The following is a 15818-nucleotide window of genomic DNA, read 5'->3' on the forward strand; positions in this document are numbered from 1 at the left end:
GTTCGGGCGAAGAAGGCCGGGGCAGTTCTGCTCAGTAGCGGCGGATAAGTCCCACGAGCTTGCCCTGAACCTTGACCCGGTCCGGTCCAAAGATCCGGGTCTCATAGGCCGGGTTGGCGGCCTCGAGCGCGATCGAGGCACCCTTGCGGCGGAAACGCTTAAGCGTCGCCTCCTCATCGTCGACCAGCGCCACCACGATCTCGCCCGGGCTTGCGGTGTTGGCATTGCGGATGATGACGGTGTCGCCGTCGAAGATGCCGGCCTCGATCATCGAGTCGCCCTTGACCTCCAACGCGTAATGCTCGCCGCCCATGATCATGTCCGGCGGCACCGAGATCGAATGCGTCTGGTGCTGGATGGCGTCAATCGGCACGCCGGCGGCGATGCGGCCCATCACCGGAATGGATACGGCCGCCGCGGCCTCGTCGTCATTGCTTGGCGTCGGGGTGCGCGATGGCGTCGTCGGCTTGACCTGGCGACTGAGATTGCCTTGGCCGCCCTGGATGATGCTCGGCGAAAACTTCTTCGCGGCATTCAGGCCAGGCGCGATCGAGTCGGGTAGGCGCAGCACTTCCAGCGCGCGCGCCCGGTTCGGCAGCCGGCGAATGAAGCCACGTTCCTCCAGCGCAGTGATCAGCCGGTGGATGCCGGACTTGGAGGCAAGGTCGAGCGCCTCCTTCATCTCATCGAATGATGGAGGAATCCCGCTCTCCTTCAGGCGTTCATGGATGAACATCAGGAGTTCATGTTGTTTGCGCGTCAGCATCGGCGGCCCCCACGGGTTCTGAAACCAGAATCAGAAAAACAAACCCAGAACAAACACTATCTGTTCCAGTTGTGTTCCGCAACCGTTTAAAGTTTAGTGAATTTGTTAAGGCTGCCGAAACAATGTCGCATCCGGTGACGGCCGGCTGCCCCTCCTGGGGCAGCGGCATTGATTTCGCTCGATTTTGGAGTTCCCCTTACGCTGAAATACAACCCGCCACGATCACGAAGCCGTGGTTGGGATCACGTCGGCTCTACCGTAAGCGCGTGGCACCGTGAACGAAACGAACCCAAAATGCCAACCTTGGCGAAGTTCCGATCCGCAGTCTTCGCCGTCTATGGACCAGCTAACGTAGGACCAAAGGTTCTTGCCCTGTCGCCGACGGTGGTGAGACAACCCCCTTGGCCAGATCGAAATGGAGGCGGCAGCACAATGAGGGGAATTCCTGATCTCGCCGAAGTCGAGGCGATGGATGCCGCGGATCCGCTGCGCGCCATGCGCGATCGCTTCGTCTTGCCGGAAGACGTCATATACCTCGACGGCAATTCGCTGGGCGCTGCTTCGGTAGACGCCTTCAGCGAGATCGAGACTGCCGCGAGGCAGGAATGGGCGCGGGATCTCATCCGCGCCTGGAACACCGCCGGCTGGTTCGATATGCCCATCGAGCTGGGTGACCAGCTAGGACGGCTGATCGGCGCGAAACCCGGCCAGACGGTCGTTTGCGACACGACTTCGATCAACATCTACAAGGTCCTGCATGCGGCACTTGCAATGCGGCCCGAGCGTTCGGTGATCGTTGCCGAGGGCGACAGCTTTCCGACCGACCTCTACATGGCGGAAAGCGTCGCATCGACGCGGCTCGGCACGGTGCTGCGGCTCGAAGGCACCGATGCCCCGACGATTGAGGAACTGGTTGACGATCGCGTCGCGGTCATCTTGGTCAACCACGTCAACTACAAATCCGGCCGGCTGCGCGACATGGCGGCGCTCACCCGTAAGGCTCATGAAGCCGGCGCGCTGATCGCGTGGGACCTCTGCCACACGGCGGGTGCGCTGCCGGTGGATCTCGACGGCTCTAATGCCGATTTCGCCATTGGCTGCACCTACAAGTATCTCAATGGCGGGCCGGGCTCGCCAGCCTTCATCTACGCCGCGAGCCGCCATCACCGCGACATTCGCCAGCCGCTCAGCGGCTGGTGGGGCCATGCCCGGCCTTTCGCGTTCGAGCAGGGCTACGCCGCGGGCACGGGCATCCGGCGGTTCCTGTGCGGAACGCAACCGGTGCTGTCGATGCGCGCGCTGAAAGGGGCGCTGGATATGTGGAACGATGTCGACATCAGGGCCGTGCGGAGAAAAAGCGTCGCGCTGACGGACCTGTTCATCCGGCTTGTCGAAGCCAAATGCGGCGGCTTCGGTCTTGAGCTGGAGAGTCCACGCAACGGCGCCGAGCGCGGCAGCCAGGTGTCGTTCGCCCATCCGCATGGCTACCAGGTGATGCGTGCGTTGATCGAGCGCGGCGTGATCGGCGATTTCCGCGCGCCATCCACCATTCGTTTCGGCTTCACGCCGCTCTATGTCGGCTACCGCGATGTCTGGAATGCGGTCGAGGTGCTGCAGGAAATCCTGCGCACTGGCATCTGGCAAGACGCGCGCTTTGCCATCAAAACAACCGTTACCTGACTTTGAATCGGCGATGCCGAACAAATGACCTGATCGAGGAGACACCGTTGCTGGGACATCGTATTGCCGACTGGGATGACGCCTATGCAAATGGCGCCAATATCGCGGGCGGCGACCGCTGGCCGGCTGCGTGGGATCGGCCGGCGCGGGCGTTTCGCGAAAGGCTGCTGTCAGAGGGCAGGGCGCGGCTCGATGTTGTCTACGGCGAAGCGCCGCGCAATCGCTTCGACCTGTTTCTCCCGTCTGCGGCGCCAAGGGGGCTCGTCGTGTTCATCCACGGCGGCTACTGGATGGAGTCGGACAAGAGCTCCTGGTCGCATCTGGCTGGAGGCGCGCTCGGCCGCGGCTTTGCCGTCGCCATGCCCTCCTACACGCTGTGCCCGCAGACCAGGATCGGCGGCATAGTCGGCGAGGTCGCTGCAGCGATCGAGAAGACGGCGGCCATGGTCGATGGTCCGCTGATGCTGACCGGGCACTCGGCCGGCGGGCATCTCGCCAGCCGGATGGTGACCACGGCCTCACCGCTATCATCCGATGTGGCGCGGCGCATACGCCAAGTGGTTTCGATTTCAGGCCTGCACGACCTTCGGCCGCTGATGTTCACAGCGCTGAACGAGACCCTGAACATCGACGAGCCGGAAGCGCGGAGCGAAAGCCCGGCATTGTTGCGGCCTCGACAGGGAGCCTGCATCACCTGCTGGGCCGGCGGCGGCGAGCGTTCGGAATTCCTGCGTCAGAGCGCGTTGCTCGCCAACATCTGGACCGGGCTCGGCGCCTCCACCCGTTCAGTGGTCGAGCCGGACCGGCATCATTTCAACGTTGTCGATGGCCTCGCCGACCGGGATCATCCCCTGACCCGTACGTTGGTGGACGAATAAGGTTACGATCGACTTCGTCGACGTATCAGGATCGACTTCGTCGAAGCCTAGCGCAGCATGAGCACGCTGCATTCGGCGCCGGCTTCCGCCGCCGGCGCAAAGGGCTCGCGCACGATCAGGCCGTTGGCGTCGGCGAGCATCCGCAGCATCGAGGAGTCCTGGATTCCGAAAGGCGTCGCGACGAAGGTGCCGGCGTCCTCGCGCACGACCGCGCGCACGTAATCCTGCCTGAGATCGTTGGCCCGGATCGCAGTGCCAAGCCGAGCCGTTCGCACGTCCTGCCGATGATCGCGGCCGCCGAGCCGCGCAAGCAGCGGCTTCAGGAAGAGTTGCGAGCAGACAATGCTTGCCACCGGATTGCCGGGCAGGCCGATGCAGCGGATATTGCCAAGCCGGCCAAACATCAGCGGTTTGCCGGGGCGCATGGCGATTTTCCAGAAATCGAGCTGCATGCCTTCGCCGGTCAGCACGTTATGGACGAGGTCGTGGTCGCCGACCGAGGCGCCGCCGAGCGTGACGACGACATCGGCGTCCGCCTCGACCGCTTTCCGGACCAGCGCGGCAATCGCCTCCTGGCGGTCGGCGGCGATGCCGAGATCGAGCGCGAGCGCGCCGACCGACTGGGCGGCGGCGGCAACGCCGTAGGCATTCGACGAAATGATCTGGTCAGGGCCGAGCGCGCTGCCAGGCGGCAGCAATTCGTCGCCGGTGGCGATGATCGCGACCAGCGGCCGGCGCACGACGTTCAGGGCTGGGTGGTTGGCCGAGGCCGCCAGCGAAAGGGCCGCTGCATCGAGCACGCGGCCCTTTTCGAGCAGCACGTCGCCCTGGCCGAAGTCGAGCCCGCGGCGGCGCACATTACGTCCTTCCGCGGTCGGCTCGGTCAGCTCGATCCTGCCATTGCCGAGGTCGCGGACGTTTTCCTGGATGACGACCGTGTCGGCGCCCTCCGGCAACGGCGCCCCGGTGAAGATGCGCACGGCCTGGCCTTCCCCGACGGTTCCGGAGAAACCGCGCCCGGCAGGCGCCATGCCGATGACCTCGAGTAGCGCCGGCGCCGAGGCGACATCGCAGAAGCGCGCGGCATAGCCGTCCATCGCGGAGGCATCGAAAGGTGGCTGCGTGCGCAGCGCGACCACCGGCTCGGCCAGCACGCGGCCCGCCGCGTCAGCCAGCGGAACGCGCTCGCCCGGCAGAGCCGTCACGCCGTCCAGCAGGCGTTCGAGCGCCTCGGTGACCGGAAGCAAGGCCATTATGAACCTGCCTTGTAGTCGCCTGATTTGCCGCCGGTCTTCTCGACCAGCCGGACGCCGGAAATCACCATCCCGCGGTCCGCTGCCTTGGCCATGTCGTAGATGGTGAGGCAGGCGACTGAAGCGGCGGTCAGCGCCTCCATCTCCACGCCCGTCTTGCCGGTGACGCGGGCGAGCGCGGTGACCTTGAGACCTGGCAAGGAATGGTCCGGCTCGATCTCGACGCCAACTTTGGTCAGAAGCAGCGGATGGCAGAGCGGGATCAGTTCGTGCGTCTTCTTTGCGGCCATGATGCCGGCGATACGGGCAGTCCCCAATACGTCGCCTTTCTTGGCGTCGCCGGCCAGGATCATCTCCAGCGTTTCCGGCTGCATGGAGACGAACCCTTCAGCGACTGCCGTGCGCGTCGTCTCGGCCTTGTCGCCGACATCGACCATGTTGGCTTCGCCCTTGGCGCCAAGATGAGTAAGGGAGGCCATCCTCAAACGGCCTCGGCACGCGCCTTGCCGGTGAGCAGCAGTTGCGTGGCGGCGGCCACGTCGGCCTGCCGCATCAGGCTCTCGCCGACCAGGAAGGTGCCGATCTTGCTCTTCTCCAGCCGGCGGCAGTCCTGATGTGTGAAGATGCCGCTTTCGCTGACCAGCAGCCGATCCGCCGGCACCATGGCCGCCAGCCGCTCCGAAACGTCGAGGCTGGTTTCAAAGGTTCTGAGATCGCGGTTGTTGATGCCGATCAGCCTCGACGAAAGGCGAAGCGCGCGTTGCATTTCCTTTTCGTCATGCACCTCGACCAGAGCGTCCATGCCGAGCTCGAAGGCAGTCGCTTCAAGATCCCTGGCAAGCGCGTCGTCGACGCTCGCCATGATGATCAGGATCGCGTCGGCGCCCCAGGCGCGTGCTTCGTAGACCTGGTAGGGATCGAACAGGAAATCCTTGCGCAGAGCCGGCAGGCGCACCGCTGCCCGAGCGGCTGTCAGGAATTCGGGAGCGCCCTGGAAAGACGGGGCGTCGGTAAGCACCGAAAGGCAGGCGGCGCCACCTTTCTGGTAGGCCTGTGCCAATGACGGCGGATCGAAATCGGCCCGGATCAGGCCCCTGGAAGGGCTGGCCTTCTTGATCTCGGCGATCAAAGCGAAGCCGCCGTCTCGGCGCTTGGCTTCCAGCGCGGCAAGGAAGCCGCGCGGCGGCTCGGCGTCCCCGGCCTTCGTCTTGATCTCGGCGAACGACACGGCGAGCTTCGCCGCGGCGATCTCTTCACGCTTGTAGGCTTCGATCTTGCGCAGGATATCGGACAAGGGGTCTATCCGTTCGAAATCTCGATGAGCTTGTCGAGCACCGCAAGCGCGCGGCCGCTGTCGATCGCTTGCGCCGCCGCCGCGATGCCGTCGGCCAGCGTCGTCACCTTGCCGGCCACAACCAGCCCGGCGCCGGCATTCATCAGCACCGTATCGCGATAGGCGCCGGCGGCTCCGCCAAGCATATCCCGCAATTCCTTGGCGTTGTAGGCCGCGTCGCCGCCGCGCAGCTCTTCCTTTGTGTGCCGCTTCAAGCCAACGGCTTCCGGCGTCAAGGTGAAGCTGCGAATCTCGCCGCCGGCGAGCTCCGCCACCTGGGTCTCGCCGGTGGTGGTGATCTCGTCATAGCCGTCGCCATGGACGACCCAGGCGTGATCGGCGCCCAGCGCCTTGAGCGTCTCGGCCACGGGCATGATCCACTCCGGCAGGAAGACGCCGACCATCTGGCGGCTGACGCCGGCAGGGTTCGACAGCGGTCCGAGCAGGTTGAAGATGGTGCGCGTGCCGAGCTCGACGCGGGTCGGTCCGACATGCTTCATCGCCGGATGATGCGCCGGCGCGAACATGAAGCCGACGCCGACCTCATGGATGCAGCGTCCGATCGTCTCCGGCGGGATGTCTATTCTGACGCCCAGCGCCGTCAGCACATCGGCGGAGCCGGTCAGCGAGGACAGGCCGCGATTGCCATGCTTGGCGACCGGCACGCCGGCCGCGGCAATGACGAAGGCCGAAGCGGTCGAGATGTTGACCGAATGCGAATTGTCGCCGCCGGTGCCGACGATGTCGATGGCGCCTTGCGGCGCCTCGACGCGCAGCATCTTGGCGCGCATCGTGGCGACCGCGCCGGAAATCTCGCCCACCGTCTCGCCGCGCACGCGCAGCGCCATCAGGAAGCCGCCGATCTGGCCGGGCGTCGCGTCGCCCGACATGATGATGTCGAACGCCTCGCGCGCTTCCTCGAAGGAAAGCGCGGTGCCCGTGGCGACCTTGGCTATGTGTGTCTTGAGAGCGCTCATCGTGTCTGTGCTTGCGAAACCGCGTTCGGATCGATGCGAACGTCATATTGCGACTGCAACTGCGCCACGAGCTGGTCGAGCAGATCGTCGGACATGCCGGCACCGAAGGATTTCTGCGCGTCGTCCGGCACCGCGCTGCCATCGGCGCCCGCCGGCTCGAAGACCTCGGCGACCTTGAACAGGATCTGGCCGTCGCCGGTGGGCGAGGGGATCAAACCGGTACCGCCTTCGCCGACGCCGAACATGGCCGCGGCGCCTTCCTTGCCGAAATCGGCATCGTCGGCTTCGCGCTTCAGGCCGCGCTTGGTCTGCTTGTCGAGCTTGAGCTCGCCGGCGATGACGTCGAGCGCGGTGCCTGCCTTGAGGCGCTTCTCCAGCTCCTGAGCCTTGGCGTCGAGCCGCTTGTCGGTCTCGGCCTCCGTCCAGTCGGCGACGACCTTCTTGCGGACTTCATCCAGCGTGCGGTCGCGCGCCGGCGTGACCGACTGCACTTCGTAGAAGACGAAACCGTTGCCGGCAGTCGTCAGGCCTTCGTTCTCGGTATTGGGCTCCGCCGCGAACACCGACTTGATCAGCTCGGCCGATTCCGGCAGGTCGTTGACGATCGTGCCGTCCGGCCGCTGGCCGGTACGGTCGATGGCGTCGATGGTGACGACCTTGAGCTTCAACTTCTCGGCGGCCTGGGCCAACGAGGCGCCCGAGGCGCGGGTGTCCTCGTAGCTGTCATGCACATCGAGCAGGATGCGGCTTGCCTCGCCGAGCGCCAGGTCCTTGCGGATTTGGCCGGACACTTCCGACAGCGGCTTCACCACCTGCGGCTTGATCTCGGTGACGCGCAAGAGCACGGGACCGAAGGCGCCCTGGACGACCTGGCTCACCTCGTTGGCATTGAGCGAGAAGGCGGCATCGGCCACCGCCTTGTCGGCGATCTTGTCCTTGGCCAGCGTGCCGAGCAGCGTGTCGGCCTGCGTCTTGCCTTCGGCGGTGACGAGCTTGTCGAAGGTCGCGCCGGCCTTCAGCGAATCCAAAGCGGCCTTGGCCGCATCCGGCGTCTTGAACACCAGCTGCTCGATGGTGCGCATCTCGGGCGTCGTGTAGCGCGCGATGTTCTTGTTGTAGTCCTCGCTGATCTGCTGGTCTGTCACCGCGGACGGATCCATGATGTCCTGCGGCTCCAGCCGGACATAGGAGAACTTGCGGTATTCCGGCGCGGCATAGTTCTTCTTGTTGGCGTCGAAATAGGTTGTGAGGGCACTGTCGGACGGCGCCTCGATCGGCTGCACCAGCGTCTTCGGCAGCACGACATAGTCGATCGTGCGATCCTCGCCGCGATAGAGAGAGACCGCCTTCAGGAAGGTCTGCGGCACCTTGAGGCCGTCGGAGATCGCCTCGACGATCTGCTGGCGCACGGCCACCTGCGAGCGGTTTCTGAGATAGTCCTCGGGCCGCATGCCGAGCTGGCGCAGCAGATACTCGAAGGTGCGGCGATCGAACTGGCCGCCGGGGCCTTTGAAGGCCGGATCCTCGCGCGTCAGTTCGGCCAGCCGATCCTTGGAGAGGCCGAGCCCGAGCTTGCGCGCCTGTTCGTCGAGCACTGCGCCCGAAACGAGCTGCGCCAGCACCTGATTGTCGACACCGAGCAGCTTGGCCTGTTCATGGGTGACGCGCTGGCCATATTGCTGCGACAGAAGGCTGAGCTGGCGGTCGTAAGCGAGGCGGTACTCGTTGATCGAGACCTCCGTGCCGCCGGCCGTGATCACCGCGTGATGGCCGCCCAGCACGCCACCCACCATGCGCGTGGTCGCGCCCCAGGCGAGGAAACTCACCACCAGCAAGGACAGCAACGCCTTCGCGACCCAGGTGCCTGCCGCGCTTCTCAATATACCAAGCATGCATACTTCCGATTTTTGCGCATTTTCGCGTGCGCCGAGTCTGAAACAAGCGCAATAGCGCCCTTCCGGTCCACTGTCGATTGCTTTGTGACCTGATTTTGGTAGTGAGGGCGCTGCTTAATGTCGCTCGGAGAACGCGCCCCATGACCCCCGGAATCCGCCCACTTGTCGCCGGCAACTGGAAAATGAACGGCACCAGCGCCTCGCTCAACGAGCTGCGGTCGATAGGCAACGGGTTCATGAGCGGGCTCGACGCGGAGACCGAAGCGGTCGTGTGCGTGCCGGCGACCTTGCTGCAGCGCGCCGCCGAGATCCTGTCGCGCACGCCGGTGCGTGCCGGTGGAGAGGATTGCCATCCCAAGGAGAGCGGCGCCTTCACGGGCGAGATTTCGGCCGAGATGCTCAAGGATGCCGGCGCAAGCCACGTCATCGTCGGTCATTCCGAGCGCCGCGAGCTGTTCGGCGACGACGATGCAATAGTTCATGCCAAGGCGTCGGCGGCCTGGCGGGCAGGGCTGGTGGCCATCATCTGCATCGGCGAGACGCGCGCCGAGCGGGAGGCGGGCGCCACGCTTGATGTCCTGTCGCGCCAGCTTGACGGTTCCGTGCCGGCGAGCGCCACCGCCGCCAATACTATCATCGCCTACGAGCCGGTCTGGGCGATCGGCACCGGCCTGACGCCGACCGCCGCCGATGTCGCCGAGGCGCATGCGCATATCCGGGGTAAGCTGACCGCGCTGCTCGGCGATGCCGCGGCCAGGACGCGCATTCTTTACGGCGGCTCGGTCAAGCCTTCCAACGCGGTGGAACTGCTCGGCGTCGACAATGTCGACGGCGCGCTGGTCGGCGGCGCCAGCTTGAAGGCGGCCGACTTCCTGGCCATAGCGGAAGCTTATATGAACATGGCTTAGCCTGCGTTGATTTTCAGGTGATGCCGGCCTGCGAACGATGGTTTCCTGCGCTTCCGGTGCTCACGTACTTTAGTACGCTCCGCTCCGGTTCTCGGAAACCACCGTTCTCGGCTCGGCCTGACCTGAATCTCAACACACCCTAGCCGTCTCCCAGGCTCACGCGGCTAAATCGTTGTAATGGCCGCATTGGTTCCCATATTCCCGGCCACGGGCTTGGAAATGCCGCCAAAGCATTGTAAGGAGCCGCCTCCAAATCATCGGTCGTATGCGCGCTCGCGCAAGGCCTCGCCAGGATAAATTATGGAAACCGTACTGATCGTCGTTCACCTCATGGTCGTGCTCGCCCTCGTCGGCGTGGTGCTGCTGCAGCGCTCCGAAGGCGGCGGCCTGGGCATCGGCGGCGGTTCCGGTTTCATGACCGCTCGTGGCGCCGCCAACGCGTTGACGCGCGCCACCGCGATCCTGGCGGCAGCTTTCTTCGTGACGTCGCTGGCGCTGTCGATCCTTGCCCGCTATGGCGAAAAGCCGATCGACATCCTCGACCGCCCGGCAACGTCCAGCCAGGGCAACGGCGTGCTCAACCAACTGCCGGGATCGAACGGACCGGTGGGCAGCTCGCAGCCAGCAGCCCCGGCCGGCGGCTCTGCTCCCGCGGCTCCGGCTGGCGGTGCGACGAGCACCACGCCGCTTGCCAACGGCGCCACAGCGCCGGCTCCGGCCACAAGGCCTGCTCCGGCGCCCGCGAATCCGAGCACCGCGCCGGCGACCAACGGCGTCACCTTGCCGGTCACCCCTCAGGTTCCGAACCAGTAGCCGGACAAGCACTGCCGCGATCTGTTGTTCTTTGAACACAGTCGCGGCAAATGCGGGCCCGATCACGAAGATTCAACCGGGCGTGGCGCCTGCCTCAGCTTGAGGCGATGACAGCTAATCGATTATAGATTGCGCGCGGCACTTTTGGCGTCCTTGGGGGACGCCGGGCGACGCCGTGGGCAACACGCATTGAACGATCGGATCTTCGCCATGCAGCTTCGCAGCTTCATCATTTTGGGAGTCTGTGCCGTCCTCGGCATGGGTTCCGCGGCCCTTGCCGGACCGGCAAACATGGTCTCCTCCCCGTCGGTAGAGAGAACCGACGCCATTCCCGTTGCCGCCGCCAAGAGCGACGCATCGCAGCTGAGGCTTCTCAAGAAGAAGAAAAATCCGACCTCGGACGATATCGCGCAGATCGGCAAGCTCGAGGCCAAGATCGCTGCCGACAAGCAGGCGGCAAAAGATAAGGCGCTCGAGGCTCGCAAGATGGCGATGCGCGAGGCCGCCAAGGCCAAGGCTGACGCGGCGCGCCAGGAATGGCTCGCCAAGAAGGGCACTGCCGCGCCGGCTGAGGTCGCCGACGCCAAGCCGGCCAAGAAGACCACCAAGATCATCGCGCCGCTGGACCCGGTGGCGCAGATCATGCCGGTCAAAGCCGAGGAGCCTATCCCGGCTGAGGTCATGAACATCACCGCTACCGGCAACAATGGCGAGTTGCGCAGTGAGCAGCCCGGCCAGAAGCAGACGAGCAGCGGCGGGCTGTTTGCCGGCCTCTTCGGCGGCTCGTCGGTGAGCTCGATCAGTTACCTGCCCGAGACCCGTGCGCTTGATTCGGCGCTGGCCAAGAAGGCCGCCAAGCGGCCGTTCAAGGTGAAGCCGGAATTCGTGCCGCAGGACGTCACGTTCACCGGTTATGAGCCGGGCACCATCGTCATCGACACCAGCGCGCGCCGCCTCTACCTCGTCGAATCGTTTTCCACGGCACGCCGCTATGCCATCGCGGTCGGCCGCGAAGGCCTGCAGTTCAAGGGCACGGTAGCCGTCGGCGACAAGCAGGAATGGCCGCGCTGGATACCGACGCTCGACATGCAGAAGCGCGAGCCGAAGCATTACGGCCAGTACAAGGACGGCATGCCCGGCGGCGGCGAGAACCCGCTCGGCGCGCGCGCCATCTACCTCTATGACGGCAAGAAGGACACGCATCTGCGCATCCACGGCACAATCGCGCCGCAGTCGATCGGAACCAGCGCCTCCAATGGCTGCTTCCGCATGATCAACGAGCACGTCATGGACCTCTACAGCCGCGTCAAGATCGGCACGAAGGTTGTGATTATCTAAGGCTTTCCGTCAAACTGCCGAAAGGGCCGGCATCGCCGGCCCTTTTGTTTTGACTGAATCCAAGCCCGTGCGGGCCTAGGTGCCATTTTGGGAAAAAGCCTTCGCGGCGGTTTTTTCTCTGGCGGAATCAATCAGGCCGCGTTAAGCGATGACTCCCATGGCGCGATATGTATTCATCACAGGCGGCGTGGTTTCCTCACTCGGAAAAGGCATCGCCGCAGCAGCTCTTGGGGCTCTTCTGCAAGCGCGAGGCTATCGCGCGCGGATCAAAAAGCTCGATCCTTATCTCAATGTCGATCCCGGGACGATGTCGCCGTATCAGCACGGCGAAGTGTTCGTGACCGATGACGGCGCCGAGACCGACCTCGATCTCGGCCACTACGAGCGATTCACCGGGCGCTCGGCGAACCAGCAGGACAACATCACCACCGGCCGCATCTATAAGAACATCATCGAGCGCGAGCGGCGCGGCGACTATCTCGGCGCGACCGTGCAGGTGATCCCGCACGTCACCGACGAGATCAAGCATTTCGTGCTGGACGGCAATGACGACTACGATTTCGTGCTGTGCGAAATCGGCGGCACGGTCGGCGACATCGAGGCGATGCCGTTCCTGGAAGCGATCCGACAGCTCGGCAACGACCTGCCGCGCAACAACGCCGTCTATGTGCATCTGACCCTGATGCCCTACATCCCGACGGCCGGCGAACTGAAGACCAAGCCGACGCAGCATTCGGTCAAGGAACTGCGCGGCATCGGCATCGCGCCCGACATCCTTTTGGTGCGCGCCGACCGGCCGATCCCGAAGGAGGAGCGCCGGAAACTTTCGCTGTTCTGCAACGTGCGCGAAAGCGCCGTCATCCAGGCGCTGGACGTGCCGCACATCTATGACGTGCCTTTGGCCTATCACCAGGAGGGCCTCGATTCGGAAGTGCTGGCGGCCTTCGGTATCGACCCGGCGCCGAAGCCCCGCATGGAGCCGTGGCAGAAGCTTTCCAACCACATCCACAATCCGGAAGGCGAGGTGACGATCGCCATCGTCGGCAAATACACCGGCCTCAAGGATGCCTATAAATCGCTGATTGAGGCGCTGTCGCATGGCGGCCTCGCCAATCGCGTCAAGGTCAAGCTCGACTGGATCGAAAGCGAGATCTTCGAGAAGGAAGACCCGGCGCCGTGGCTGGAGAAGGTGCATGGCATACTCGTTCCCGGCGGCTTCGGCGAGCGCGGTTCGGAAGGCAAGATCCTGGCGGCAAAGTTCGCCCGCGAGCGCAAGGTGCCTTACTTCGGCATCTGCTTCGGCATGCAGATGGCCTGCATCGAGGCGGCCCGCTCGCTGGCGGGTGTGGACCATGCGTCGTCGACCGAGTTCGGCCCCACCGACGAGCCCGTCGTCGGTCTGATGACCGAGTGGCTGAAGGGCAATATGCTTGAGAAGCGCAGGGCCGCAGGCGATCTCGGCGGCACGATGCGGCTTGGCGCCTATCAGGCCGAGCTCGCCAAGGGCTCGAAGATAGCGGATATCTACGGCGACACGCAGATTTCCGAGCGCCACCGACATCGCTACGAAGTCAACATCGACTACAAGCAGCGGCTCGAGGATTGCGGCCTGGTGTTTGCCGGCATGTCGCCCGACGGCGTGCTGCCGGAGACGGTCGAATATCCTGACCACCCATGGTTCATCGGCGTGCAGTATCACCCCGAGCTGAAGAGCCGGCCGCTCGACCCGCATCCCCTGTTCGCGAGCTTTATCTCGGCGGCGGTGGATCAGTCGCGGCTCGTCTGAACCGACGAACAGGCCGTGCAGACCTACGTTGCTTTACTCTACAGCATCATCCTGGGCGAGGGGCGGCGGGTGGTCATGTCCGACCTGAAGGCCATGGCGGAAAGCCTCGGGCTGAAAAACGTCCGCACGCTGGTGGCGACGGGCAATCTGGTGTTCGAGGCGCGCACAGTCGAGCTTTCAAAGCTCGAGGACCGGCTGGAAAGGGCGTTCGAGAAAAGCTTCGGCCGGCATGTCGACATCATCGTGCGCGGTGCCGAGGATTGGCTGAAGCTTGCCGCCGCCAATCCGTTTCCGGGCGAATCAGCGGACGCGGCCGATCAGGTTGCGGTGCGCGTGATGCGCGAGCCGCTGCCGGCGGACACCGTAGAGGCACTCCAGGCCTATGCCGCCGCCGATGAAAAAGTATTCCTGGTAGACGGCGATATCTGGCTTGTCTTCTCGCGTGAGCGGCCGAGCTCGCGGCTGCTTGCCGCCGCCAATCACAAACGCCTCGGCATCGGCACATCGCGCAACTGGAACACGGTGCGCCGTCTGGCAGAGGCAGTAGGCAGTAGGCAGTAGGCAGTAGGGTGGCATTCTCTATTGCCTAAGCCCTACTGCCTACTGCCTTGTTTCAGGCCTTCGCCACCCTCGCGCCTGCACCAAGCGCCATGGTGCGCAGCACGTAGTAGACGACGCCGGCGATCGCCACGCCGAAGAACCAGCCATAGACGCCCCACCAGGACGGCAGCCAGTTGGTGAAGTTAGGCAGGATCGAGGAGAAGATGGCGCCGATGCCGGCAGCGATGAAGGCGTTGACATGCCACCCGCTCTGGAAACGGAACTCGCCGTCTTCGCGATAGAGTGCTTCGACGTCGACGTCGCTTTTGCGGATCAGGTAGTAGTCGACCATCATCACGCCGAAGATCGGTCCCATCGTCGCGCCGATGACGTTGACGAAGGAAGCCGCACTGCCTTCCCATGGCGCGAAGGGATAGAGCACCAGGGCGATCAGCGCCGCGATGTAGCCGCCCTTCTTGAAGTCGATCTGGCGCGGGAATACGTTGGAGAAATCGAAAGCCGGCGAGACGAAATTCGCCACGACGTTGATGCCCAGCGTCGCCACCGCGAAGGTCAGCGCGGCGAGAGCGGCCAGGAACCAGCTGTCGAACTTGGCCGAGATCTGGTCGGGATGCAGCAGCACCTCATGGTAGACGTCATAGGCGGCGATCGTGGTGACGCCGGCGACCAGCGAGAACAGGATGAGGTTGACCGGCAGGCCCCAGATGTTGCCCTTGCGCAGGGCCGCATTGTCCGGCGCATAACGGGCGAAATCGCAGAAGTTGAGGTAGAGAGCCGAGAAATAGGTCACCCAGATCGCCGCCACCGCGAACAGCGCGGTCCAGGATCCCGGCTCGCCCGGAACGCCGGCGTCCTTGGTCTTGTCCAGCAGCACATCCATCGGGATGTCGCTGGTGAAGGCGAAAGTGCCGGACTTCACGCAAAGATAGATGGCCAGGATCAGCATCATGATCCACACGGCCGGGCCGGCCCAATCCTGGAAGCGACGGACGGTTTCCATGCCCTTCTGGATGATCAGCAACTGCAGCGCCCAGATGATGACGAAGCAGATCACCTCCAGGGTCGAGTGTCCCAGAAGGTGCGAGCTCTTGTTGAACTCGTCGAACCATTGCAGGCGCGTCAGCAGCGCCACGATCGCGCCCGACGCCGCGGCCGTCTGGGCGCCGTACCAGAAGCAGGCGACGATCGCCCTCACCAGCGCCGGGACGTTGGCGCCCCAGATGCCGAAGGAGGCGCGGGCAAGCACGGGGTAGGGCACGCCGGTCTTCACGCCGGCATAGCCGACCATATTCATCAGCGCATAGATGATCAGCGAGCCGATGCCGATGGCGATGATGAAGTTGACGAAGCCGCCGCAGAACAGAAACAGGCTTGCCGCCAGGTAGTAGCCCCAGAGGCTATGGACGTCGGAGGTCCAGACGTTGAAGATCGAAAACGGTCCCCAGTTCCTGACCGTTGCGGGAGCCAGATCCTCATTGTAGAGGTCAGGCGATGCGCCTTGAATGGTCATTGCAAGTGTTCCCCTTTTTGCAAAACGCGCCCTCACGCGGTGACTGCGGAGGTTAAGCCTGACGCAGGGTAACCGGCAAGCAACCCATTTGCCGGCTTTCGCCTTAAAGATATTCAATGA

At 64.3% G+C, this 15818-nt stretch carries 14 protein-coding genes; 7 read left to right on the plus strand and 7 right to left on the minus strand.

Going from position 1 to position 15818, the window contains the following annotated elements; translation table 11 throughout:
• Positions 1 to 31 precede the first annotated feature (31 nt).
• The gene (lexA, locus tag FJ423_RS10125) at positions 32 to 766 is read right to left on the minus strand and encodes a transcriptional repressor LexA (protein WP_095765370.1); all 735 of its coding nucleotides are present in this window, start codon (positions 764 to 766) and stop codon (positions 32 to 34) included.
• A gap of 432 nt (positions 767 to 1198) precedes the next feature.
• Between lexA and kynU the strand changes: the two genes are divergently transcribed.
• A complete protein-coding gene (kynU, locus tag FJ423_RS10130; protein WP_140841305.1) occupies positions 1199 to 2446 on the plus strand; it encodes a kynureninase in 1248 nt (415 codons plus the stop codon).
• 47 nt (positions 2447 to 2493) lie between these two features.
• Positions 2494 to 3324, plus strand: a complete 831-nt coding sequence (locus FJ423_RS10135) for an alpha/beta hydrolase (protein WP_140841307.1) — start codon at positions 2494 to 2496, stop codon at positions 3322 to 3324.
• 47 nt (positions 3325 to 3371) lie between these two features.
• On the opposite strand, the gene glp is transcribed toward FJ423_RS10135, so the two are convergent.
• Genes glp through FJ423_RS10160 form a run of 5 tightly spaced genes read right to left on the minus strand, consistent with a single transcriptional unit; the run spans position 3372 to position 8779 of the window.
• Positions 3372 to 4577 carry a gephyrin-like molybdotransferase Glp gene (glp, locus tag FJ423_RS10140; RefSeq protein WP_140841309.1) on the minus strand — a complete coding sequence of 402 codons (1206 nt, stop codon included), beginning with the start codon at positions 4575 to 4577 and terminating at the stop codon, positions 3372 to 3374.
• Positions 4577 to 5056 carry a cyclic pyranopterin monophosphate synthase MoaC gene (moaC, locus tag FJ423_RS10145; protein WP_095765374.1) on the minus strand — a complete coding sequence of 160 codons (480 nt, stop codon included), beginning with the start codon at positions 5054 to 5056 and terminating at the stop codon, positions 4577 to 4579. Before moaC ends, glp begins: the two co-directional genes overlap by 1 nt.
• Positions 5057 to 5058: 2 nt before the next feature.
• On the minus strand, positions 5059 to 5871 hold the full coding sequence (trpC, locus tag FJ423_RS10150) for an indole-3-glycerol phosphate synthase TrpC (protein ID WP_140841311.1): 813 nt from the start codon (positions 5869 to 5871) through the stop codon (positions 5059 to 5061).
• A 5-nt stretch (positions 5872 to 5876) separates the two neighbouring features.
• Entirely contained in the window at positions 5877 to 6887 is a 1011-nt protein-coding gene (trpD, locus tag FJ423_RS10155) for an anthranilate phosphoribosyltransferase (RefSeq protein WP_140841313.1), read from the minus strand.
• Complete coding sequence (locus tag FJ423_RS10160; protein WP_140841315.1) at positions 6884 to 8779, minus strand: peptidylprolyl isomerase; 1896 nt, start codon at positions 8777 to 8779, stop codon at positions 6884 to 6886. Before FJ423_RS10160 ends, trpD begins: the two co-directional genes overlap by 4 nt.
• Before the next feature lie 143 nt (positions 8780 to 8922).
• Here FJ423_RS10160 and tpiA point away from each other — a divergent pair, with 143 nt between their 5' ends.
• The 5 genes from tpiA to FJ423_RS10185 all read left to right on the plus strand — a co-directional run bounded on the left by tpiA (position 8923) and on the right by FJ423_RS10185 (position 14188).
• Positions 8923 to 9690 (plus strand): triose-phosphate isomerase, encoded by a 768-nt coding sequence (gene tpiA / locus FJ423_RS10165; protein WP_095765378.1) that lies wholly within the window; start codon positions 8923 to 8925, stop codon positions 9688 to 9690.
• 300 nt (positions 9691 to 9990) lie between these two features.
• Positions 9991 to 10503: a preprotein translocase subunit SecG gene (gene secG, locus FJ423_RS10170; RefSeq protein ID WP_140841317.1), complete on the plus strand. Its 513-nt coding sequence runs from the start codon at positions 9991 to 9993 to the stop codon at positions 10501 to 10503.
• 210 nt (positions 10504 to 10713) lie between these two features.
• A complete protein-coding gene (locus FJ423_RS10175) occupies positions 10714 to 11841 on the plus strand; it encodes a L,D-transpeptidase (RefSeq protein ID WP_140841319.1) in 1128 nt (375 codons plus the stop codon).
• Positions 11842 to 11989: 148 nt separating this feature from the next.
• A complete protein-coding gene (locus FJ423_RS10180; RefSeq protein ID WP_140542386.1) occupies positions 11990 to 13627 on the plus strand; it encodes a CTP synthase in 1638 nt (545 codons plus the stop codon).
• Between the two features lie 15 nt (positions 13628 to 13642).
• Positions 13643 to 14188 (plus strand): DUF1697 domain-containing protein, encoded by a 546-nt coding sequence (locus FJ423_RS10185; protein WP_140841321.1) that lies wholly within the window; start codon positions 13643 to 13645, stop codon positions 14186 to 14188.
• A gap of 52 nt (positions 14189 to 14240) precedes the next feature.
• Here the strand turns inward: FJ423_RS10185 and FJ423_RS10190 are convergent, their stop codons facing one another.
• Positions 14241 to 15698: an NCS1 family nucleobase:cation symporter-1 gene (locus tag FJ423_RS10190; RefSeq protein ID WP_140841323.1), complete on the minus strand. Its 1458-nt coding sequence runs from the start codon at positions 15696 to 15698 to the stop codon at positions 14241 to 14243.
• Positions 15699 to 15818 lie beyond the last annotated feature (120 nt).

The sequence above is a fragment of the Mesorhizobium sp. B2-8-9 genome (assembly GCF_006439475.1).
GTDB lineage: Bacteria > Pseudomonadota > Alphaproteobacteria > Rhizobiales > Rhizobiaceae > Mesorhizobium.